The sequence below is a fragment of the Flammeovirga aprica JL-4 genome, assembly GCF_012844305.1.
GTDB lineage: Bacteria > Bacteroidota > Bacteroidia > Cytophagales > Flammeovirgaceae > Flammeovirga > Flammeovirga aprica.
Window position 1 is genome coordinate 26,830 of the sequence record NZ_JABANE010000005.1, and the last position, 23,566, is coordinate 50,395.

The following is a 23,566-nucleotide window of genomic DNA, read 5'->3' on the forward strand; positions in this document are numbered from 1 at the left end:
AGTGTAATCAACTTATTGGTTGATGTGTTTTTATCACATCATTATGTTTTTGTAAACGATGTAGTGTAGTGCTTTTTAGTTTTTAATGTAATGATAATCAGTGTTGAATGTGTTGTTGAATCAAGTGATAAGGTGTTGTAGTACTTGATTATTTTTTAATGAAATCATTCTCTTTGATATTGCTTAAGTACTAGGACAAAAGAAATGGAACAATGATTACGTGCACCATGACTGAAGTCATGGGCTGGTGATATTGACTCCAACAACACTAAAGTGTTGTTTCCGTTGCCAACCTTCAAAACTTTAGTCTTGATTAGGTTGCCCTATCACCTGCCCATAGTTTTAACTATGGTGCAAGAAACACTCGTTTACTTTTGTCCTAGCACTTAAAATTAAAACCAATATAGAATGAGAAATTATTTTTACTTAATAATTACTGTATTACATTTTTCTTGTAGTGTAAAGCAACCTTTTTCAGAGGAAAGAAAACCGAATATCGTCTTGATTGTTGCAGATGATATGGGAATGGGAGATACAGGATATCTAGGCGCCAAAGACATCCGAACACCTAATATTGATCATTTGGCTTCATCAGGTGTGCAATTTAGCCAAGCGTATGTCACAGCATCTGTTTGTGGGCCCTCTCGATCAGGTTTAATGACGGGAGTTTACCAACAGCGTTTTGGGTATGGAGAAAATATTCCGGAGGAACGTTGGGTGACGGGGGAGTTGGAAAACCTTGGAATACCAGTAGAACAACCAATGATGGCTGAGATTTTAAAAAAACAAGGTTATACAACTCAACTTGTTGGAAAGTGGCACTTGGGATTGGATGAACATCTTAGACCTAATGCAAGAGGATTTGATGAGTTTTACGATTTTTTAAATGGCTCTCATGATTACTATAAAGCGAGTAAAGAATTTACGAAGAACAGGGATTTCTGGCCAATCTTTAGAAATAAAGAAATGGTGGACTATGAAGGATATACCACTGAGGTATTTACAGAGGAAGTAGTGAATTTTATAGATAAAAATAGTGCGAATCCGTTTTTTACTTTGGTCTCTTATAATGCCGTACATTACCCTTGGCAAGTACCTCAGAAGTACCTAGATCGACTAGAGCATATTGAAGAAGAAGAACGTAAACTTTTTTCAGGTATGACGCTGGCAATGGATGATGGAATTGGTAAAATAGTCGAAGCATTAAAGGAAAAAGGAGTGTATGATAATACTATTATTGTATTTATTTCAGATAATGGTTCTCCAAGAAGTGAAGAGGGCAGAATGTCAAGAACGGGAGGACTAAGAGGATGGAAAGGTGATACATACGAAGGAGGTATTAGAGTTCCTTACATTATAAGTTGGCCTTCAAAATTGGCTAAAGGAACTTCATATAATTACCCTGTGAGTACTTTTGATATTTTACCTACAATCAGTCACTTATTAGGTGTTAAGAGTAATAATGCAAAACATGATTTTGATGGTGTGAATTTAATACCTTATATCACTGGAGAAAGTGAAGGCAGACCTCATAAGCACTTGTTTTTTAGAAGAGATAAAGATTTTGCATTACGTAAAGATGATTATAAAATCACATTTAATACAAGGGAGAAGGAGTTAGGTGTCCAATTATTTAATTTATCTTCTGATCCAAATGAAACGAAAGATTTGAAGGAAATTGAAAAGAAAATTTATGATGAGTTACTGGAAGAATTCCATTCCTGGGATAGTAAATTACCTGATAATAGATGGTTAGGAAAACCAGAGAATAGAAAGTCGATATAATTGAATGTGAATCAAATTCCTTTAGGCATTAAAAAATGTGTCTGAAGGAATTTTTTTTTGAGTTGTAATTCAAGATATTTTTCTTCCTCATAAGAAAGAACATTAAAAATAAATTAACTTGTATTATTGTTCGAATCAAAAAATAATAATTTGTTTTTTTTGTTAAATACTATCACCCGAGAAACGATACTGTCTAAATCCTATTTTTTCGCTTTTCTCTTAGGGTATTTCATTCTAAATCAAGCTATAGCTCAAGATCAATCTGAATTGAAAGGAAAAGTAATTGATGCAAACACATTACTGCCAGTTGGGTATGTGCACCTTTCTTTAAGTCAGACTTCTCAAGGGACAACTTCCACAACCGATGGTGGATTTACCTTATCACATGTCATTTCAACTGATACTATTCATGTTTCATGTTTAGGTTATACGACGCAGTCTATTGCAGTAGATTCATTGTCATTTACAGAGGTCAATATCATTAAATTACACAAAGACGTAAAGAAACTTCAAGAAGTAGTTGTAGGAAGAAAAGGGTACGAAAATCCAGCATGGGAAATTATTAGGCTCGCCATGAAAAATGCTTCTTTGCACAATTATCACGGCAATGAGGATTTTGATTATCAATCTTCTATCAGAACCAATGTTTACATCACAGATACGAATGAGAAATTTTTAAATAGAAAGTTTGTCAAAGAGGCGATCAATAGAATGGAGGAGATTGATACTTTGACAATCAATGATGAAGGAATGCCCAATATTCCAGTTTATACTTCCACTTCAAGACAAAAAATAAATTATAATTCTTCACAAAGAGCTGAAAATAGAGAACAATCTTACTATAAAGAAGCTTTCTTGGGACCTGAGTTTGAAAATCAATTCAAGCAAGGTTTAGATAACGAAAAAACAACCATCAACTTTTATCAGCAGTGGTTAAGGTTTCTGGCTTATGACTTTTCATCTCCTTTAAATCCAACTTTCAAAAACTATTATGATTTTGAGTTAGTGACCTACGAAAAGGTGGATGGCGATTGGTGCTACAGAATTGATTTTATCCCCAGAAGGCAAAATGATATGACTTTTGGCGGAACACTCTGGATAACGGATGATGAAAAAAGTTTTGCTATCAAGAAAGTGAAAGCAGCAATTGGACGAGATTCACCGCTTAACTTTATTGATAGCATTACAGTAGAACAAAAGCTAGCTGTAATCGACACTTCTCAAATTTGGTTTCCTTATCAGCAAAATCTTAAAATGTGGGTGGGAGGAAAATTAAATGAAGACTGGACAAAATTTTTAGTTGATATTAATACCAAAAATACTTTCCCTTCTGAAGACACACTTCTGCATCATCAATCATCTGACACTACAATTTATGCTCAGTTAGATACTGTAAAACAAATGCCTTCCGTTAAGGCCACAGCGAAATTTATTGATATAGGAGTTACAGGCTATTATAGAGCAGGAGGATTTGATTTTGGTCCATTGACCGTTTTGTATGCTCAGAATAATGTAGAAGGAAACCGTTTTCAATTTGGAGGGTTGACCAATACACAATGGAATCCTAATCTAATCGGAGGAGGATATGTATCTTATGGTACTAATGATCAAAAGTGGAAATGGGGAGTGATGGGGAAATACATTCTCAATCACGAAAATTGGACATTCCTTTACGCCCGTGCTCAGCATTCCCTCCAACGTTTAGGTGCAGGAATCACTTACCCCGGACAAGACCCTTATTTATGGATTTCTCAAGCATGGGGCACATTTACCAATCCTTATTATTTGGATGAAGTAAATATGTTAGCTAATTCTTACATAGCAGAAGGTATTCAATTGAGGGGAGGTTTTACCTACCGAAATGAAAATTATTTTGCTTCAGAAGCAACAGATACGTTAGCCTTTTCACAGATCACAACTTCTGAACTCACTGGTTCTATCATTTTTGATTTCGGCAAAAGATACGTCTCCAGTCGTCACCTTAATAGATATATCGCTGCCAACGGAAAATTCCCCACCATTTCTCTCACCTACAAGAGAGGACTTCCTACATTATTCGATGCCACAGATAGCTATCACAAACTAGAGTTAGCTGTCAGCCATCGTTTCAAAATAGGAGCCTTAGGGCGTACAGATTATGTCGTTTCATCCGGCTGGACCCCTTCCACAGTTCCTTTCCCATTACTCTTTGTACACCGAGGAAACAATCTTAGGTTTATCTATAACAGAACAACTTACAACCTCATGGATTTCGGAGAATTTATGAGCGATAGGTATGCAAGTATAAGAATGTTCCATCACTTTGAAGGCTTATTCATCAATAGATTACCCGTTTTAAAGAAAATGAATATCAAAACATTCGGCATCGCCAATTTATTATGGGGAGGTGTATCGGATGAAAATCTTGCTGCTAATGTGAATCCATGGGATCGTGATGAGGCAAGTTTCAGAAGTTTAGATCCTTCTCTTCCTTATGTAGAAGTAGGAGGAGGTGTAGAAAATATCTTTAGAATGCTGAAGGTAATGTTTTTGTACAGAGCAACGTATCAGGAAGGGGCATCGAGGAAATATGGGGTGCTGTTTGCTATTACGCCGGAGTTCTAAGCTGGGATTTTGAGCCGGGATTTTTTAGGATTATAGGATTTGCAGGATTTTGTTCGTTCGGGATTTCATTATTCTCTTTCAATTTGGGTTTTATTTTTACCTCAAATAAGAGGCTGTAAATCATTTATTTCCAGATTAGTTTGAAAAGTCAAAAGAAATCCTGCAAATCCTACAATCCCTCAAAATCTTGGTACAGGGATTGGTGTAGTAAGTAGAAAATAACGTTTAACGATTCTAACTATGAGCAACTTTAGCAACAACGACCTGACAGGTAGAATAATAGGATGTGCAATGAAAGTACATCGCGTATTAGGCAATGGATTTCAAGAAGTCATTTATCAGCGTTCCTTGGCGGTAGAATTAGAAAGGCAAGGAATACCTTTTCAAAGAGAAATGGAAATGCATATTTATTATGGAGGAGTACATGTAGGCAAGAGGAGAGTAGATTTTAATATTGGAAATGTGATGGTAGAATTAAAAGCAGTAAAAATGTTGGAAGATGTACATTTAGCACAAGCCAAAAACTATTGCGAAGCTTATAATGTGCCGACTGGGTTGTTGATCAATTTTGGAGGGAGGAGTTTAGAGTTTAAGAGGATTTATAATAGAGTTAAAAGTTGAAATTGATGATAAAAAAAGCCATCCCAATAAAAAATCAGGATAGCCGAATATGTGAATCATAGATAGTTTTTAAATCAAGTTTTTTGTTTCTTTTTCTTAGCCGCAGGGAATAAAATGTTATTCAAAATCAATCTGTAGCCAGGAGAATTAGGGTGGAGATTAAGATCAGTAGGTTCCTCACCTACGAAATGTCTGTAATCTTCAGGGTCGTGACCACCGTAAAATGTCCAAGTGCCTTTTCCGAAAGTGCCGTGGATGTAACGAGCTTCTTTCGCTGATTCTGCTTCACCAAGAATGATAACATCATTTTTAATTAATTTCTTTTTGAATGCTGTCGTTTGACCCATGAAGCCTTTGATTAGACGTTCGTGATTTTGTGTCAGCATTGTAGGTACTGGGTCCCATTTAGCGGAGAAAGCAAATAACTCAAAGAAATCATTTTCTTCTCTTAATCCTCTTTCATAAGACTGATTGTCAATCTCAGAATATTCATATTGATAAGGATCGAGTTTTAATTTAAAATCTTTGAAAGCAAAGGTATTGCTGTAGTTCAACTTCTCGTGGACATTTGCATCTACACCATCACCATCATACATATAATCACAGATGTCTACACCATCAGCGGCTAATGCAATGTCATAAGTGTCTGTAGCTGAACACATGGCAAATAAAAAGCCACCTCCTGCACAAAAATCTCTTATTTTTTTCACTACACCTGCTTTCAACTGGGATACCTTCTCAAACCCATGTCTTTTGGCTGATGCCTCAAATTGCCTTTGTGCTTCCATATACCACTCTTCTCTACCATAAGTGGCATAAAACTTACCATATTGGCCTGTAAAATCTTCGTGATGTAAGTGAAGCCAGTCATACTTAGGAAGTAGGTCTGCCATCACTTCATCATCGAAAATCACATCATAAGGAATTTCTGCATAAGTAAGAACCAAGGTAACTGCGTCGTCCCATGGCTGTTTTGAAGGTGGCGAATAGACTGCAATTCTAGGAACTGCATCTAACCGCATAATGTCCATATTTGATTCCGGGTGGGAAATTTGTTCTTTAATCTGTACAGCTTGAGCTCCAGAAATAACTTCATAACTTACGCCTCTGATTACTAATTCTTGCTCAAATGAAGTTGAATTTCTAAACATAAAGCTTCCACCTCTGTAGTTAAGTAACCACTCTGCTTCTACGTCCTGACCGAGCACCCAAAACGTCATCCCATAGGCTTTGAGATGATTGCTTTGGGTTTGGTCCATGGGGATTAAGATGTAATTCCCCAAGCAGGTTATATGGGTTAATAATACTAGGTAGATGGTGGTCAATAATCTCATATATAGTTATTAAGGTTTAATAGTAGAGTGGTTCTAAAGCAACTAATAGGTTAGGCCTATTGTTTTTGGAGATTCGGGTTAATAAGATCAACAATTGTTTAACAGGAAAAATATCCGTAATGCCGAACTTTTAATTTATATTTAATTTACAATTCTTTTTAGAGTATATTTACTCAAAAAAGTTACTTTATGGTGAAAATATTACATTGTAAAGTTTTTTATTTTTTTGAACAAAATTGAACAAGAAAAGATTGGATTTTTCTTAGTTTTATCATTTGACACATGTATATACTAACCTATTTAGTAGAAGCCATCACTTCTGTAAAGGCAAATAAACTTAGAACTTTTCTTACATCAGCGATGATTGCAATAGGAATTATGTCCTTAGTGGGCATTATGACGGCAATTGATGCGGTGCAGGATTCCATTAATGATGGGATGTCAGATTTGGGTGTAAATAATTTCACAATCAATGACTTAACGAGAAGAAGAGGTGCTTTTGGGAAGAAGTTTACAAAAAAAAGTACTATTACATTCGAAGAAATTCGAAAATTCAAGAAATTATTACCTGTTGAGGGGAAAGTAAGTGTTAATACAACAATCTCTGGAAGTGTAGAAATCAAGAGATTATCCAAAAAAACAACACCCAACTATGGTGTAGTAGGTATTGATGAAATGTACTTGAAAAATAATGGGTACAGCATTCAAAAGGGCCGTACTTTCTCTTCTGTAGAATTGGCGCAAGGACAAAACGTAGCCATCATTGCTGAAGATGTTTTCAATGCTTTGTTTAATAAAAATGAAGAGCCATTGGATCAGACGATCGGTTTTTATGGAAAGAAATACCGCATTATTGGCTTATTGGAAAAAAAAGGAGGAATTGGCGAAGGAGATGCTGACCGTAAAGTTTTTATTCCTTTGATTAATGCAAATAAGTTTGCCACCACAAGAACATTAAATTATGTAGCCACTGTGAATTCAACAGACCCTAGAGGAGTGGATTATGCTATGGGTGAGGCAAGAGGTATTTTAAGGACAATTAGAAAGGATCAATTGGGTAAGCCGGATTCATTTGAAATCAAAAGATCTGATTCTTTAAACAGTGAATTTGATCAAATGACTTTGACTTTAAGGATAGGAGGTGTTGCTATCGCGATTGTTACTTTATTAGGTGCCTCTATTGGCTTGATGAATATCATGATGGTGTCAGTGACAGAAAGAACAAGAGAGATTGGGATTCGAAAAGCACTTGGGGCTACACCAACTGCCATACGTCAACAGTTCCTTTTAGAAGCTATTTTTATTTGTATTTTAGGAGGAGTGGTAGGTTCTTTTATAGGTGCAGGAATTGGTAATGCAATTGCCGTATTTTTAGATTCAACTTCATTTGTCCTGCCTTGGGTTTGGATGATTGTGTCTTTAGTGGTTTGTGTAATAGTAGGTGTGATGTCTGGGTATTACCCTGCAAGGAAAGCATCATTATTAGATCCGATTGAATCATTAAGATTTGAATAGATCCGTAGGGGTCGACCTACGTGTCTACCCGCTGTATACAATTCAAAAAATAATAAAAAGAGGTTGTCCCAAATTTTGAGACAACCTCTTTTTATCGTTAAGATATAAGTACAGAAACATTGATCTATTCTGACATATTTTTTAATTACACAATTTCTCGTACTCTCAGTGAAGATCCATTTTGCTCTACAACTTCAACAGGTACATTCTTGCCAATAAAGTCGCCCTCAGAAGTAGCATCATAAACCTTATCATCAATCTTTACTTTTCCCGAAGGTCGTAAAACAGAGTGCGTCACACCTGTAGAACCAATAAAAGATGAAACAAGGAAATCAGCAGTGTATCCTTTTTCAGCAGTCATATCATTATCCAAAACAACACCTTTCATCATTGGACTTCCTAATAACCTATGCCCAAAGAAGAACATACCGGAACCTCCGATAAGAATAGCTGAAGTAACACTGATTAATGCTGTTGCAATCTTAGCCCCAGGCACGAATGTGAAGTCAAGAAAGTCATTTTCCAGCATAACGAGCGTCAATCCTAAAATGGTTAATGTGATTCCTGAAATACCCGTCACTCCAAAGCCAGGGACGACAAAAACTTCTAATAGAATGAGCAGGAAGCCTAAACCAATGATCAGTAATTCCCAGTTGGCTGCCATTCCAGTTAAATAGTAAGGAACTAAGTACAAGACGCCTGCAGTAACTGCTGCCGCAAGTGGGAATCCTATACCAGGAGATTGCAGTTCAAAGTAGATTCCTCCTAAAATAATAAGAATCAAGATACTGCTGATGGCAGGGTTTAAAAAGATATTAATGATGCTTTCGGTGGTAGACACCTCGTGTTTTATGATTTCATAATCAGTGATATTATTTCTCTCCAATATTTCACGGATCGAACTTACTTCTGCTTCACAAAAACCATTTTTAATAGCTTCATCCGTAGTAAATGTAATTACATCGCCTTCTTTTGAAACACCTTCTACAACCAAATCCTGATCCACCATAGCTTCAGCAATTTTAGGATTCCTGTTGTTGGCTTCAGCCGTAGAACGCATCATAGAACGCATATAGGATTGGTATTTATCAGGTGCTTTTTCACCAGTACCACCCATTACTACTGTTGCAGCACCAATATTGGCCCCTTTTTCCATGTAAATAGAATCACAGGCAATAGAAATCAAAGCCCCTGCACTTGCCGCATTTTTATTGATGTAAACAAACACAGGCTGAGGATAATCTAAAATAAGTTGTCGGATATGATCAGCGTCATTCACGGCACCACCGTAAGTATCAAGATCAATAATCACATAGTCTGCTTTTTCACTTGTCGCTTCATTCAATGCATTCTCAACATGTCTTGATGTTCTTGGATCAATTTCAGCTTTTAAGTCAAATACATACACAATGGGCTCTTTCTCACTGCCAAAAATGGAAAAAGACACGAATAACAATAACAGTGTATTAATAAAAGATTTCATTTCTTATAAATTGAAATAGGTGGAAGTAATAGGCCCTTTCCTGTTTGTCTATTACTTACTTTCTTAAACAAGGCAATTAACCTAATAGTTTTACAGTAACGCTAGAGGTTAATTAATATAAGCAATTTACAAAATTTATAGTGAACATAACAGAAGCGTTTTTATTGACTTCTTGACCTGCAGATAAGGATGAGAAGTGGTTTTTTATAGGAAATTCTAAATTGTAATTGTTTGTGCTTGTAAATGAGTGTTTTGTGTTTGTTTTTGGAATTACAATAAAAAAAGCTAAATTGATTTTACTCAGTTTATATCAAGACTAACTTCTACTATTTCTTACCTTATTTCTCTCACTTTCTATTCCATAAAATGCTAAACGATTCATGCATTTCTCATAAAAAAATAGAAGAACTGACAGGATGAAATAACATGAAAACTGAAGTTATTTTGATTTACTGCTCAATGAAAAGCTAACTTTTGATCACTAACTATGCTTGACGAAAAAATTAACTTCAATCCTATGACAAAGGATTACAATACTTATTCTATTACAAGAAAAGTAGTATTCTCTCCACAACTTATGAACAAGGATGATGTAATGGAAAGCTTTGAATTTTCTTATGAAATGGCCTTCGGGAAAGGATTCCACCGCAACTATAGATCTGGAGGAGCAGTTGTCAGGAAGTCAGGAGAAATCTTTGCCAATACATTTCAGGGAAAACTTGCCGAATTTGCATTTTATCGATTACTGATTTCAAGGGGTAAACAATGTCCAAAGCCAGATTTAACGGTCATGGGGCAGGAGTTTTGGGATGATGCTGATTTTGAAATCATGAACAGGTCAATAAGTATTAAATCAGCCTGTTTTTTCAGTCAACTTTTACTTTTAGAAATAAAAGATTGGTCTGCTGAAGGCGTATATCTACCTAATAATAAAAAGTATGATTATCACTTTTTTATTCGAATCAAAGAAGACATCAAGAAGCTGTTGAAAACAAAAAAATGGCTGTATAAAAGTTATTTAAATAAAAGCGATTTATATAGCCTGATATGTTCAAAACAGTGGTTTTCAGATATCCCTGGGTTTGTCACTCATCAAGACTTGGTAGAATGCATAAGGAGAAAAAATATCATTTATAAAGGTTCTTTTTTAAACACATCAAATACAAAAATGGATGCTTCGAATTACTATATACAGGCGGGAGATTTGAGAACGTTAGATAGTGTAAGTGTACGTTGAGAAAATAGAGTTTGGAGAAAGCTGAATTAGGATGACAAAATTGGAAAATGCCATCCTAGTTTTTAGGCTAAAACTTTTTTACTGTCAACTACCTTCATAATATTCTTTGCTATTGATTGGATCACCGGCACACTCACCGAATTACCTGCTTGCTTGTATAGATGTGAGTTAGCAATTGGTGGCAATTTAAAATCATCAGGAAATCCTTGGAAAAGGAAACATTCTCTTGGCGTTAATTTTCTAAAACCTTCAGTAGTGATGACGAGAGGTACATTATGTCCTCCAGTGCCCATATTTGCAGTGAGAGTTGGACAGACACTTGACTTGTTTTCCCTAACATATTTTCTTCTGAATTGATAGACAGTGTTTTTATTGATCATTGCTTCTTTAAGCATATTGTACATATACTTATCCTCTCTGTAGTAAAATTTCTCATCTACTTTTTTGTCTTCTACAATGTCTCTCACTGTTTTGGTCAATGGCTCTTTGTCTGGGAAACTGAAGCATTCATATTCACCATCAGCGTAAAAGTTTTTATCAAAGCATATTATAAAAATACGTTCCCTATTATGAGGGACATTTCCATAATCCTTTGTGTTTAAAACCATAGAATGAAAAGAATAATCCCGTTTTTCGATTTCTTCTTTTATGACTTTAAAGGTATTGCCATCATCATGACCTACTAAGTTTTTGACATTTTCGAAAAATAGGATTTTTGGTCGCATTTCATCCACAAATTCTAGCATTCTGAAGAAATGATTTCCCCTATTGTCACTAAATCCTTTTCTATAGCCGGCAACAGAAAAAGGTTGACAAGGAAAACCTCCCGCAAGCAAGTCAATTTTCTCTAAATTTTGAATATCAATTTCCATGATATCCCCTTCAATTAGAGTATGGTCAAAATTGTTTCTGTAAGTAATGCAAGCATTCTTATCAAATTCATTTGCCCAAGAAATCTCAAAACCCGCATTTTTCAATCCCATACAGATTCCACCTACACCTGCGTATAAACTTCCAACTTTTAATGCCATAAGTAATTGTTTAAAAAATGATCTTCAAAGTTAGTTGAATTTTAGTTTTTATCTTAAAATATTCTAGCAGAAAGTGGGGTTGTCAAATGCTTTTTTCTCATTTTAATTTTTTGAGATTAATCTAAACTTAAGCAGTTGTACAATTTAAAATCGGAAGTTTTGAATTTTCTTTTTTAGCCTACTCTGCGTTAGAATATCATCACGTAGCTTTGGCTATGCTCTTCTATTCTGCCTTGATTAGGCTAAAAAATAATAATCCAACTTATCCCCATTTTAAATATGCAACTGCTTATTGCTATTTTGGGAAAGAAACTTCCTCCAACATTATTGAAAATGATGGATAATACAGATCTTTGTCCTTATTTTTTATCAAAAGAGACATCAAAACACTTTGGAGAATAAATATACATTTGAAGCACACGGTATTATTTGGAGAGTAATGTACGATCATACGATTGGTGTGATATTACTTGAGATGAGAGATGGAGAGCAAAAAGAAGTGAGTTTTGCCGCTTTGGAACTGAAAACCGGAGAGGTGCTTTGGGAAGGACTTCAATTGGATGAAAATTGGTGGGTTTCCATGGCAGGTGTAAAAAATGGCTTTTTATATTTTTCTGAATTTGATCAGAATGACGCTATACCAAAAGTCAAGAAACTTCAGAAACTGAATATTAGAGAAGCTGTTTTGGTAGAAGATCATGAAGATGATCCGGCGCAGCTGAGGAGCGCAGAGGCATTTGAGTTACCTGTAGTTTACCCTGTAGAGTCTGAGCATTATGCTACATTGAGAACTTTTTTAAAGCAAATGGATCATGATGTGGCAGAAAGCGATATTCATTATTATGAAACTGAAGATCAGATAATTTTTGTATTCATTGAAAGGAAAAATAGTGTTCTTCAAAGAAAACTGCTAATTTGTAGCAGGAAGGGAGAGGTCCTGTTTCAAGAGGTGATTGATACTGATATCCGTGGTCAAATTATGGATAGTTTTTTTATGGTCGATAATATGCTTTTGTATATTAAAGAGAAAGAAATATGGTGTGGACTATCTCTTACCGCCCTCAACAATTAAAATACTCTTAATAAACTATTGACTTATGAGACTTCTAATCATAATTCTTTGCTTTTTGAGCTTCTCTTTACAACGCAGTTTTGCACAAACTTCACTCAATCATACTGTAGAAGATCAAGAAACATTATTTTCAATTTCCAGGAAATACAATGTAAGTGTTGGTGATATTGTACAAGCCAATGCCATTCAGAATAATATGATTAAGATTGGACAGGTTTTGGTGATTCCTCAGAAAGGGGCAGAACAGCCTGCACAAAATCAATGGGATCAGCCTGCCAATGAGGTAGTGAAACAGCCAGCTTCAAAAACTTATAATGAAGCGGCATATTACACAGCAAAAGAAGGAGAAACATTAAGAGGGGTGGCTTATATTTACCAGGTTCCTGTTGATAGTTTGGCCGTTTGGAATGCTTATTTGCCAGATCAATTATTGTCAGCTGGACAGCAGATTGTGATAAGCGTGACGGGTGAAGTCAAGCAAATGGATCAGAAAACAAAAGAGGTGCAATCCAAATCTTTTGCTGATCTGACACAAGAGGAAGCAAAGGATTATGATATCCCGATGCAAAAAGTGGAAAGAGGAAACGGACAGGTAGTGGAATTGCCCAACAATACAAGTAAATTAATGGCACTTCACCGTCAGGAAACGGTGGGTTCTTATATAAAAGTGATCAACCCTAACAACGATTTAGAAGCAGTAGTGAGAGTAGTGGCGGCATTGCCTGATCAATCTATTGAAAACGGGGTGATCATTAAAATTTCTGAAGAGGTAGCCAAGAAAATTGGTGCTGTCAATCAAGAATTCAGAATCAGAGTAGAATACAATCAATAGTACATATGAGGATAGCATTTTTATCCACTTTTTATCCCTACAGAGGAGGAATAGCGCAATTTGGTGGAGCTTTGTATAAAGCATTGGAACAGCAGGGACATGAGGTAAAAGCATTCACATTCAGCAGGCAGTATCCTGATTTTTTATTTCCAGGAAAGTCGCAGTATGTGGATGAAAATGATAATTCTGATGCTATTCCTTCTGAAGAAGTACTCGACTCCATCAACCCTTTTTCTTATTTGAAAACTGCAAAAGAGATCAAAGCTTATCAACCGGATGTATTGGTGACGCAGTTTTGGATGTCTTTTTTCGGCCCTTCGTGTGGCACAGTGGCTCATATTGTAGGAAAAGAATGTAAAGTGGTAAGTATTCTTCATAATGTCATTCCTCATGAAGGGAGATTTTTTGATAAGCCCTTTACAAAGTATTTCTTGAAACCGCATGATGCTTTTATTACCATGAGTGAAGCGGTGGAAAGTGATCTTCGGAAATATGAAAATTTGAAGCCTTCAGCACTTCGCCCTCATCCGCTGTATGATCACTTTGGAGAAATTGCAGATAAAAAAGCTTCAAGGAAAGTACTGAAAATCGATGAAGAGCTGAAAACGATTCTTTTCTTTGGTTTTATAAGAGACTATAAAGGTTTGGATTTATTGATCGAAGCTTTTGGTTTAATGGATGAATCCTATCAATTAGTAATAGCAGGGGAGGTTTACGGTAGTTTCGAAAACTATGAAAAACTGATCCTTGAAAATAAGAATAAAGAAAGAATCCATTGCTTTAATCAATACATTTCTGATCAAGAAGTATCCACTTACTTTTCAGCATCAGATGTATGTGTGTTGCCTTACCGTTCTGCTACTCAAAGTGGTGTAACGGCAGTTTCCCTTCACTTTGAAGTTCCTTTAATCGCTACTGATGTTGGTGGTCTCAAAGAATTGATCAAAACAGGTGAAACCGGTGAGATTGTGGCAGAAGCAGAAGTGAATTTATTGTATGAAACAATGGAAAACTTTTTTGCCAATGATCCTTCAGTTTACCAAAAACATATACAAGAGTTAAAGGTGGAAATGTCTTGGGATAAATTTGCGGAAAACTTGGTGCAATTTGTTGAAAAACTGCCTTAATCAATTACTTGGAGGTGCAAGAAACTGTTCATAAACATCATCACTTATCAGGTTGACCCACAATTTATAAAGTTCACCAGAAGGATGTAAACCATCTGAAGCAATTAATTCAGGCCTGCTTCTTACAAGTCTCGTCAGGGAAGTGATATCATGAAAAACGACTCCTTTTCTTCTTGTAATCTCTTCTTTTATATTGTTGTATCGATTGATTTCTTCAGTAATTTGTGGAGAAGGTTGACTGTAGGTGTATCCATAATCTGGAATACTCAAAACAATTACTTTTTTAGGATCATCCCTTGCGTAAAGAATTGCACTGTCTAATAATTCTTCATATTCCCTTCTAAAAACATTTATATCGATACGCTGATACTGATTGTTCACACCAATCAATAAACTAACCATATCGTATTTTGTTCTTAAAGCAGCACTTCGCATGGCCGTTTTTAAGTTATTGGTAGTCCAGCCAGTTCGTGCAACATATTTTATCTCATTCATCTGATAGCCGCGTTGCTCAAGTTGTATTTTCAGCTGCTCATTCCATCGGTCTTCCATTTTCACGCTTGCCCCAATAGTATAAGAATCACCCAAAGCAAGCATGTACAATGGCCGTTCAGGGACTTGAAGTGATGATGAATCTACAGGGATGTTGGAAACAGGAACAGGTACAAATGCATCATTTTCATTCTCCCCGCATGAGAAAAGTATAAGACTGAAAAGCAGGAACAGTAGGTTTTTCATAGCAATCTTTTTTTAGTAGAGAACACTTAGCTTTAACTTTTGTTTGTCATAATGGGTTATAAATATGTCTTATGTTTGTAAGAGCATGTTTTGAAAGGGTAGATTTTTACTAAAAGAGATGTTTTAAACATGCTCTGACACAGGATAAACGTGCTGAATATGCCCTTTCCAAAGTATAATTTTTTTGATCAAAAACACTTCTTAATAGCCTCATCAAATGAAAAATATTTTACTGCTGATAAGTTTTATTTTTATTCATCTCAACATTTTCGCTCAGTCAGAGAAAATTGTAATTCTTCCTAAAGTTCCAAAAGGAGGCACAATTTGCAATGCCTATAAAGTATACAACAATAAGTTGATGATTGAAGGAATGGAGGAAGTTTATCAACGTAAAAAATACTCAATTGTGAATTCAAGAAGACTGGTGCAGGATTTTGGAAACAATGGAGGATGTTTTAAAGGAAATGAATGGGTAAAGGAGCAATTGATCAAGCAAAATAAGCTGAATTTATTTACCGTTAGTAAGGTTACGAAGAAGAATGGTTACAAAGGAAGTTATGTAGAACTAGAAATTGAAGTCTATGATGCTTCTAATGAGAAGTTGTTAGTGAGACAGAAATCAAGATCCAATGAAAAGTTCACCAAGGATTTAAAAGCACAAGTCAAAGAAGCTTTCGTAATTGTTTTTGATCGGTTAATGAGGACTGCAATCGCCAACTATAGAGCAAAAAAATACATTGAAGATCCTTATCCTTTTGTAATTCCTGGTGTAGTTGAGAAAAAAGTGGAAGTGAAAGAAGATGCTACAGTGGAGGAGGTAGTCGTTGAAGAAGAAGTGATGGAAAGTGATGTGGATATTAATATTCCTGTATCACCGAAAGTAAATGAAGATGCAATTGCAGTTGTTATCGGTAATCAGAATTATAGAAAAGAGGGAGTGCCTGAAGTAAAATATGCTTTGCATGATGCAAATATCATAAGAGAATATTTGATCAAGAAAATGGGTTTCAGAGAGGGAAATATTATTTATGTTGAAGACGCTACTCAAGCAGATTTTAATGCACTGTTTGGTGTGAAAAATAATCCTAAAGGTAAACTCTTTAATTATGTGAAGCCTGAAAAATCAGATGTATTTATCTATTATTCAGGTCACGGAGTACCCGATCCTGAATCGCAAAAGGGTTATTTCGTGCCGGTAGATACAGATCCTTCATTGATACAGTTTAATGGGTATTCATTAAGTACTTTTTATGAAAATATCGGTTTAGTGCCTTACCGTTCCTTGCAGGTTGTATTAGATGTTTCATTTAGTGGGGCGACAGATGACGGGATGCTTTTGAAAAATATTTCTCCTGTATTTATTAAAACAGAAAATAAAGTACTCAATGATGAGCAAGCCATTATTCTAACGGCAGCAACATCCGAACAAGCGGCATCACGTTTTCCTGAACAATATCATGGGCTGTTCACTTATTACTATTTAAAGGGGATTCAGGGTGCAGCAGACGTCAATAACGATAAAAACACCACGCTAGAGGAAATATCTCAATACTTGAAAGAAAAAATTTCTTACCAAGCAAGAACACTTCACGACAGAACGCAAACTCCTGAAATTCACGGACAACTCAAGTTTATTATAGAAAAATAAGGGTAGTTTTCACTATTCTTAGATCGCTCTCGCTTTTTAAACTCAAAAAAACGTGGTCTAAACTGTGATTTATTCCAAATGATTTCTATTTTTGCCACTGAGAACAAATTTCTATGCAAAGAAACACTACCATATCATTTAAATTATTCCCATTCTTAATGGCGATACTAATGCTTGTAGCACTAGGTGCAGAAGCTGTATATGCTGTTACGTCGGAGAAAAATGAGGTAAGTGTGAGTGTAGAGAAAGACGTTGATCAAGAAGAAGGACAACAGAAGCCTACTTACAATGTCTTAAAAGATCAGTCTACTGCAATCCCGCAGAGTACTGAAACAGTAAATTGGTGTAATGTATTTGTAAAGACATTGCCTCAATTAGAAAACTTCAGGTTAATTCTAAAGCCTGTTGCTAAAATTAAACCTACAAAAGAAGTTGTTGATACATTCCTTTCAACAGCTGTAGCCTGCATTTATACCTATTATGCAGCGCCCAATGCCCCCTAGTTATTTCTTATCCCCCTATTACGTATTGACACCGTTTTAACGCTTTTATGGCGTGTATAGCCCTATACACAAAATATCAAAGCCGTGTGTATATATATTAAATTAATCATTTCAGCTATCATATAGTACTATAATTACAACTATGAGAAACAGAGGTTTTATCCTGTTTATAGCGGTTATTGTAACCCTATTCAGTTTATTTGACTTGTCATTCTCTTTCGTATCTCGCTCTATTCAAAGCGATGCGGATGATTATGCAATGGATTCAGATGGTCACGTTGACTATTTCAAAAAACAAGCTTATATCGATTCACTTTGGAAAACTCCAGTGTACGATTTAGGTTTCACTTCATACACTTATGAAGAAGTAAAAAACAAAGAATTAGCATTAGGTCTTGACTTACAAGGTGGTATGCACGTTACGCTTGAAGTATCTCCAGTAGAGGTAATCAAAGCGATGGCAGGTGCTAACGTTGATGCTGCATTTGAAACTGCTTTAGCACAAGCGGCAAAAGCACAAAAAGAAAACAGAGAGTCTTTCACTTCTAACTTCTTTGATGCATTAGAAGAAGCTGCTCCAAACGTTCCTTTCGCTACATATTTCGCTTCTTCAGCAAACCGTAGCCGTATTTCTTTCAACTCTCCAAACAAGCAAGTTGTTGATTTAGTTGAAGGCGAAGTAGACGGTGCTGTAGATAGAGCATTCGAAATTATCCGTACTCGTATTGACAAGTTTGGTGTTACTCAACCAAACATCCAACGTTTACAAGGTACTAACCGTATTTCAATCGAATTACCAGGTGTAGATAACCCTGAGCGTGTACGTAACTTATTACAAGGTGTTGCAAAGTTAGAGTTCTTAGAAGTTTGGACTAACCAAGAAGCTCAGCCATTCATTTTCCAAATGAACCAAGAGTGGGTGAAACAAGAAGAAGCTCGTAAGAAATTAGCAGGTGACGTTCCTGCACAAAAAGAAGAAAAAGCTGTTGCTTCAGACAACTCTTTATTCGAAGGTGACTCAACAAGTACAGCTGCTGATTCAACTCAAGTTGATGAAACTGTAATCTCTCCACTTTTATCAAAAATGCAAGGTGGTTTAGTGTACTCTGAAAACGATACTTCTGACGTAAACAAAATGTTACGTGATGAGAACGTTACTTCAGTAGTTCCTTCAGATATGAAATTCTTATGGGGTCACAAGCCAGTGGCAACGCAAGAAGGTGTTAGCTACTTCGAGTTATTCGTAGTAAAGAAAGACCGTGAGGCTAAAATCTCAGGTGACGTAATTACAGACGCTATCCAGTCTTTCGACCAAAGAGCACAGCCTGCAGTTTCTATGTCAATGAACGTAGAAGGTGCTAAGAAATGGAAGAAAATGACAGGCCAAAACTTAGGTCGTCGTATCGCTATCTCTTTAGATAACGAAGTATATACTGCTCCAACTGTAAACTCAGAAATCGATGGTGGTCGTTCTGAAATCACTGGTTCTTTTGACATCAACGAAGCAAAAGATTTAGCAAACGTATTAAAAGCAGGTAAATTACCAGCTCCTACTCGTATCATCGAGGAAGTTGTTGTTGGTCCTTCATTAGGTAAAGTTGCTCAATCAGAAGGTATGACTTCTATCCTTATCGGTTTAGGTTTAGTAATCGTATTTATGATTGCTTACTACGCTAAAGGTGGTGTGATTGCTAACGTTGCATTGGGTGCAAACATCTTCTTTATCTTCGGTATCTTAGCAGAGCTTGGTGCTGCATTAACATTACCAGGTATTGCAGGTATCGTATTGACAATCGGTATGTCGATTGACGCCAACGTACTAATCTTCGAACGTATCCGTGAAGAGCAAAGAGCAGGTAGAGGTATTTTAGAAGCAATCAACAACGGTTTCGACCGTGCATTCTGGACTATCTTTGATGCCAACTTAACAACATTATTGACTGGTGCTTTCCTTTACACATTTGGTATGGGACCAATCAAAGGTTTCGCGGTAACATTAATGATCGGTATCGTTTGCTCATTCTTCTCAGCAGTATTCATTTCTCGTTTGATCGTTTCTTACTTCACTAAGAAGCACGGTGAGAGCGTAAGCTTAAACTTCGAAACTGGTTTATCGAAGAAATTAGCGGGTCAGTCGAACTACGATTTCATGGGTAAACGTAAAATCGCTTACATTTTCTCAGCAATCATTATCACATTAGGTATCGGTTCTATCGCTGTAAATGGTCTTAACTTAGGTGTAGACTTCACAGGTGGTCGTACATATATTGTAAACTTCGAAGAAGCTGTTGTTCCTTCAAAATTACAAGGTTCATTAGTAAAAGAAGTAGAAGGTAAGTCAGTTGAAGTAAAAACTTACGGAAACGACAATACTTTAAAAATCACAACTGCTTACTTGGTAAGTGATGAGTCTTCTGAAGCTGATACAAAAGTACAAGCTGCTATCGTAAAAGGTATTGAGTCATTCACTGGCTTGAAATACTCTGATAAGCAAAAAGTAGACGCAGGAACATTCATTATTCCTTCAACTTCAAAAGTAGGTGCTACGATTGCAGATGATATCACAGAAGGTGCAGAAGAGGCAGTATTATTCTCTTTAGCAGGTATCTTCTTATACATCTTATTACGTTTCGGTAAGTGGAACTTCGGTGCAGGTGCAGTTGTTGCCTTATTCCACGATACATTAGTTGTATTTGGTGCGTTCGGTATCGCTAACCTTTTAGGTGCAGGTTTCGAATTAGACCAAGTATTTATTGCGGCGGTATTAACAGTAATTGGTTACTCAATTAACGATACCGTGGTAGTATTTGACCGTGTCCGTGAAGAAACTTCTAATGCAACATCAGGTTCTAAAACAATTGATGTAATGAACTCTGCGATCAACGGTACATTAAACCGTACGATTATCACTTCATTCACTACATTATTAGTAATCTTAGTATTATTAATCTTCGGTGGTGAGGCATTAAGAGGATTCTCATTCTCATTATTCATTGGTATCATGGTCGGTACATACTCTTCAGTATTTATCGCTGCTCCAGTAGTATTTGATACTTCGAAAAAAGAAATCAAAAAAGATACTGAAGCTGTAAAAGCATAGTTCTTTTAAGATATAAATTTTGGAAGCCTCCTGAGAAATCAGGGGGCTTTTTTCGTTAAAAGCCGTGAGCATTATTTAAATAAGGTTATAGTCTCTAAATGAATCTTTCTGAGGATTATCAGCAGACAGTTATTGAACGTTTGTAAAAAATGAACAAACGTTGCCGATAACTATGAATAATCTAAAGAAAATATCAAACCTGATCATAACAACATTCTTCGCTTTTCTTTCTTTCAGCGGGATAGCTTCAGAAAGAGGAGATGACGGAGAAATTTATATCAACAAAAGAGCCTACGGTACAGTAGCTTTTTCATTTCAGCCTGATGGTAAAGTACAATATGTGCTTGATTATTCTGATGGCAGTTATTACGAATATGAAGGCACTTATACCACTTCTGAAGACAACATTAATGTAGTGCTGGAAGAAGGACACGGTGAAAACTCTGCAGGTATAAAGATGGATCATTTAAGTCCAAAACGTCCTGATATTAAACTAGTAAAGGATGGTGATTTATTGATCGATACAGCTTATGGCAGTAAGGTGGTTTTCCATTACATTGAGCCAAAAACGGGAAGATAAACCCATGCAGTTGAGTACGCTGCGGGTTAAATTACCTTTTATTTAACGTCCTTTAAATACCTATAAATCAATAATAAGATATTTTTCTAATGGAATTGCTTATTTTTGAAAAATAGAGATGTATATATACACCTCTTATTTCGAGGAATTTAATATCACAAATTATTACCGGAATGAAATTAATTAGAATCGCATTTATATTATTATTAAGCTCATTATCAATTTCAGCTTTTGCACAAACATACCCATTTGATAATCAAGTGGTTTTTAGTCAATTGCATAATGGAAAAGCGTTAGAATATCCTAAAGTATCATTGTTAATTGGAACTGAAGGTTATTTGGGTGCAAGAGTAGTCATGGAAGAAGACGGAGGCACACAGTACATGCTATGTGATTTTGCTACGAACAAATATCTGATTTTAATGCGTCAGTTTGGTCAGAAAATCGCTATTGAATCACCTGTAGATCCTTCACAAGTAGATGTTTATGGTATCAATTCTGTAAAAGCTACTGAAAACAATAAAATCAGAAAACAGATTTTAGGGAAGAGGTGCCGTGTGTACGAAGGGGAGAAAGACGGACAGAGGGTTTACATCTACATCGGTAAATTGGAAGTGCCTGCTAAAGGTCTAGAAAACTTAACGAAAGTAGTTACTAAAGATGTGGGAATACAACTTGAAGAAGGTGAGATGTTGCTAGGTTTTAGCTTTATTGATGAAGCTAAAAATCAGAGATTAGATATTGAAGCGACTAAAATTGTCAACAAGAAGTACAACTTATCTACAGCGGGTTATACTAAGATGAGTACAAGCGGATTTGGTTTTTAGAAGCTAAATCATAACAAATATTAATGGAGTGTAAGTAGTATCTTACACTCTTTTTTTTGCTTTTTTAAGGATTAATTTGGACGTATAGTAAAAACGTTAGCCATTTTTATCACTCTACCTATCAATGATAAAGTATTTCGGTTAATATTTTTGATGGTAAATGATAGAATTTTTTAAAATCTGACTTTTCCTAAATAATCAAACTTCAAAGTAATGATAAAAGTAAAAAACTATTGTCTAATTTTTCTTGCACTATTGTGTTTAGGCTGTGAAAACGATATAATTGATCCTGTAAATTCTAATTACATTACAATAAATGAAGATGCCCGATTCAGTATGCTTCATTTTAAATTGTCATTAGAAAAGCTTTTCAATCAAAAAGATGAATGGCAAATACGGTATGATCATGAAATAGTCAATGGGAATATTACAAAAAGCTATATTTCCTATCCATTATTTGGAGGGTTTGCTGATTCTGTAGTTTCATTTACTCATAATATAAAAGAGAATGGGGTGATAGAAAGTTCTGATGTAGAAGTTAAAGCTTATGAGCATCCTGTTTATTATAGAAATTATAAGCCCACAACCTTGAAAATCAAATATTTTTACAATGATGAGGCTAAGATTAATCAATTGCAGACACATGATAGTTATGGTAACAATTTAACGATTGATTACCTTCTTGAAAATGGAAAATCTTATAAGGGAGTAAGCGGGTACTTTTACGAAACTAAGTTTTTTTATATTTCTACTGACTTCGATTATTATAACTTTGAACCTGATACAGCTGGTTTTCTTTATGATGAAAAAGGAAGAGTCCTTCGTTTTAGCGGTGATATTATCTCAGGAGGAGGAGAAGTTCCTAGATACACAGAATATGAATATTCGGGTAATAAAATAAAGCATTATTCTTATTACAGCGATGATAATAAGGAAGAGTGTGTTCGAACTGTTTACAAAGATAGCTTCTCTAATTTTGAGGGATATGAGTTCAAGGAATGGAAAACCTATTTTATAGACTATCCTGAAGATATTTTTGAAGACTCAATTTTCTTTAATTCTAAAATTGAAGAATATGATTCAAACATCAGTAAAGGAGAGTCTAACGTTATTTACGAGGTGAGAAATTATCATCACTTTTTTGAGGTAAAACAAATTGAAAACGAAAAGATTTACTCTTTAATAAAAGAATTTTATCACAATTCTAATGGTGAAGTAGAATTTATTAAATATTACATGGATAAGTCTAGAGTAGTAGATTCTGGTTATTCTGATTTATATAGAGAAATAATTTTCAAAGATAAAGACGATAATAAAGTTCTAAGTATTGATGAGGTACAGTTATTATATAAAGGAAATAATTGGGAATATGTGATCAGTGAAAAGGAGCTCCCTCATTTAGTACCTTATTCTTTGAAATTTTTTCATTAGACAAAAGGCTAGATTATATTTTTGATATTTCCACCCAAAGCTTTTGATGTTTTTTAAACTCAATATTTTAAAGTCACTCTTCTTTATTAGTAAAAGTT

The 23,566-nt window shown here is 35.4% G+C and carries 19 protein-coding genes; 15 read left to right on the top strand and 4 right to left on the bottom strand.

What is annotated here, in order from left to right; genetic code table 11:
* Nucleotides 1–408 precede the first annotated feature (408 nt).
* The 3 genes from HHU12_RS02550 to HHU12_RS02560 all read left to right on the top strand — a co-directional run bounded on the left by HHU12_RS02550 (nucleotide 409) and on the right by HHU12_RS02560 (nucleotide 5,010).
* Nucleotides 409–1,785 (top strand): sulfatase family protein, encoded by a 1,377-nt coding sequence (locus HHU12_RS02550; protein ID WP_169654703.1) that lies wholly within the window; start codon nucleotides 409–411, stop codon nucleotides 1,783–1,785.
* Nucleotides 1,786–2,052: 267 nt separating this feature from the next.
* Entirely contained in the window at nucleotides 2,053–4,389 is a 2,337-nt protein-coding gene (locus HHU12_RS02555) for a DUF5686 family protein (protein WP_169654705.1), read from the top strand.
* 240 nt (nucleotides 4,390–4,629) lie between these two features.
* Complete coding sequence (locus HHU12_RS02560; RefSeq protein ID WP_169654707.1) at nucleotides 4,630–5,010, top strand: GxxExxY protein; 381 nt, start codon at nucleotides 4,630–4,632, stop codon at nucleotides 5,008–5,010.
* Nucleotides 5,011–5,084: 74 nt separating this feature from the next.
* On the opposite strand, the gene HHU12_RS02565 is transcribed toward HHU12_RS02560, so the two are convergent.
* A complete protein-coding gene (locus tag HHU12_RS02565) occupies nucleotides 5,085–6,269 on the bottom strand; it encodes an asparagine synthetase B (RefSeq protein ID WP_394353150.1) in 1,185 nt (394 codons plus the stop codon).
* A gap of 357 nt (nucleotides 6,270–6,626) precedes the next feature.
* Here HHU12_RS02565 and HHU12_RS02570 point away from each other — a divergent pair, with 357 nt between their 5' ends.
* A complete protein-coding gene (locus HHU12_RS02570; RefSeq protein WP_169654711.1) occupies nucleotides 6,627–7,859 on the top strand; it encodes an ABC transporter permease in 1,233 nt (410 codons plus the stop codon).
* Between the two features lie 145 nt (nucleotides 7,860–8,004).
* Here the strand turns inward: HHU12_RS02570 and HHU12_RS02575 are convergent, their stop codons facing one another.
* The gene (locus tag HHU12_RS02575; RefSeq protein WP_169654713.1) at nucleotides 8,005–9,342 is read right to left on the bottom strand and encodes an NfeD family protein; all 1,338 of its coding nucleotides are present in this window, start codon (nucleotides 9,340–9,342) and stop codon (nucleotides 8,005–8,007) included.
* A 487-nt stretch (nucleotides 9,343–9,829) separates the two neighbouring features.
* Between HHU12_RS02575 and HHU12_RS02580 the strand changes: the two genes are divergently transcribed.
* A complete protein-coding gene (locus tag HHU12_RS02580; RefSeq protein WP_169654715.1) occupies nucleotides 9,830–10,579 on the top strand; it encodes a hypothetical protein in 750 nt (249 codons plus the stop codon).
* A 62-nt stretch (nucleotides 10,580–10,641) separates the two neighbouring features.
* On the opposite strand, the gene dcm is transcribed toward HHU12_RS02580, so the two are convergent.
* Nucleotides 10,642–11,610 carry a DNA (cytosine-5-)-methyltransferase gene (gene dcm, locus HHU12_RS02585; protein ID WP_169654717.1) on the bottom strand — a complete coding sequence of 323 codons (969 nt, stop codon included), beginning with the start codon at nucleotides 11,608–11,610 and terminating at the stop codon, nucleotides 10,642–10,644.
* Between the two features lie 279 nt (nucleotides 11,611–11,889).
* Here dcm and HHU12_RS35570 point away from each other — a divergent pair, with 279 nt between their 5' ends.
* From HHU12_RS35570 to HHU12_RS02600, 4 genes are read left to right on the top strand one after another with little or no spacing between them, the layout of a single operon-like run.
* Nucleotides 11,890–12,012: a hypothetical protein gene (locus HHU12_RS35570; protein ID WP_262889369.1), complete on the top strand. Its 123-nt coding sequence runs from the start codon at nucleotides 11,890–11,892 to the stop codon at nucleotides 12,010–12,012.
* Nucleotides 12,002–12,682 (top strand): DUF4905 domain-containing protein, encoded by a 681-nt coding sequence (locus HHU12_RS02590; protein WP_169654719.1) that lies wholly within the window; start codon nucleotides 12,002–12,004, stop codon nucleotides 12,680–12,682. The genes HHU12_RS35570 and HHU12_RS02590 overlap by 11 nt, the downstream gene beginning before the upstream one ends.
* A 25-nt stretch (nucleotides 12,683–12,707) precedes the next feature.
* Complete coding sequence (locus tag HHU12_RS02595) at nucleotides 12,708–13,514, top strand: DPBB and LysM peptidoglycan-binding domain-containing protein (RefSeq protein WP_169654721.1); 807 nt, start codon at nucleotides 12,708–12,710, stop codon at nucleotides 13,512–13,514.
* A gap of 5 nt (nucleotides 13,515–13,519) precedes the next feature.
* Nucleotides 13,520–14,641, top strand: a complete 1,122-nt coding sequence (locus HHU12_RS02600) for a glycosyltransferase (protein WP_169654723.1) — start codon at nucleotides 13,520–13,522, stop codon at nucleotides 14,639–14,641.
* Here HHU12_RS02600 and HHU12_RS02605 read toward each other — a convergent pair whose 3' ends face one another.
* Entirely contained in the window at nucleotides 14,642–15,379 is a 738-nt protein-coding gene (locus HHU12_RS02605; RefSeq protein ID WP_169654725.1) for an SGNH/GDSL hydrolase family protein, read from the bottom strand.
* Nucleotides 15,380–15,596: 217 nt separating this feature from the next.
* Here HHU12_RS02605 and HHU12_RS02610 point away from each other — a divergent pair, with 217 nt between their 5' ends.
* The 6 genes from HHU12_RS02610 to HHU12_RS02635 all read left to right on the top strand — a co-directional run bounded on the left by HHU12_RS02610 (nucleotide 15,597) and on the right by HHU12_RS02635 (nucleotide 23,468).
* Nucleotides 15,597–17,027, top strand: coding sequence for a caspase family protein (locus HHU12_RS02610; RefSeq protein ID WP_169654727.1), 1,431 nt, complete (start codon nucleotides 15,597–15,599; stop codon nucleotides 17,025–17,027).
* Nucleotides 17,028–17,197: 170 nt separating this feature from the next.
* A complete protein-coding gene (locus tag HHU12_RS02615; protein WP_062615193.1) occupies nucleotides 17,198–17,530 on the top strand; it encodes a hypothetical protein in 333 nt (110 codons plus the stop codon).
* 142 nt (nucleotides 17,531–17,672) lie between these two features.
* Entirely contained in the window at nucleotides 17,673–20,630 is a 2,958-nt protein-coding gene (gene secDF, locus HHU12_RS02620) for a protein translocase subunit SecDF (RefSeq protein WP_169654729.1), read from the top strand.
* A 172-nt stretch (nucleotides 20,631–20,802) separates the two neighbouring features.
* Complete coding sequence (locus HHU12_RS02625) at nucleotides 20,803–21,210, top strand: hypothetical protein (RefSeq protein WP_169654731.1); 408 nt, start codon at nucleotides 20,803–20,805, stop codon at nucleotides 21,208–21,210.
* A gap of 173 nt (nucleotides 21,211–21,383) precedes the next feature.
* On the top strand, nucleotides 21,384–22,037 hold the full coding sequence (locus tag HHU12_RS02630) for a hypothetical protein (protein WP_169654733.1): 654 nt from the start codon (nucleotides 21,384–21,386) through the stop codon (nucleotides 22,035–22,037).
* 213 nt (nucleotides 22,038–22,250) lie between these two features.
* A complete protein-coding gene (locus tag HHU12_RS02635) occupies nucleotides 22,251–23,468 on the top strand; it encodes a hypothetical protein (RefSeq protein WP_169654735.1) in 1,218 nt (405 codons plus the stop codon).
* The last annotated feature ends 98 nt before the right edge of the window (nucleotides 23,469–23,566 follow it).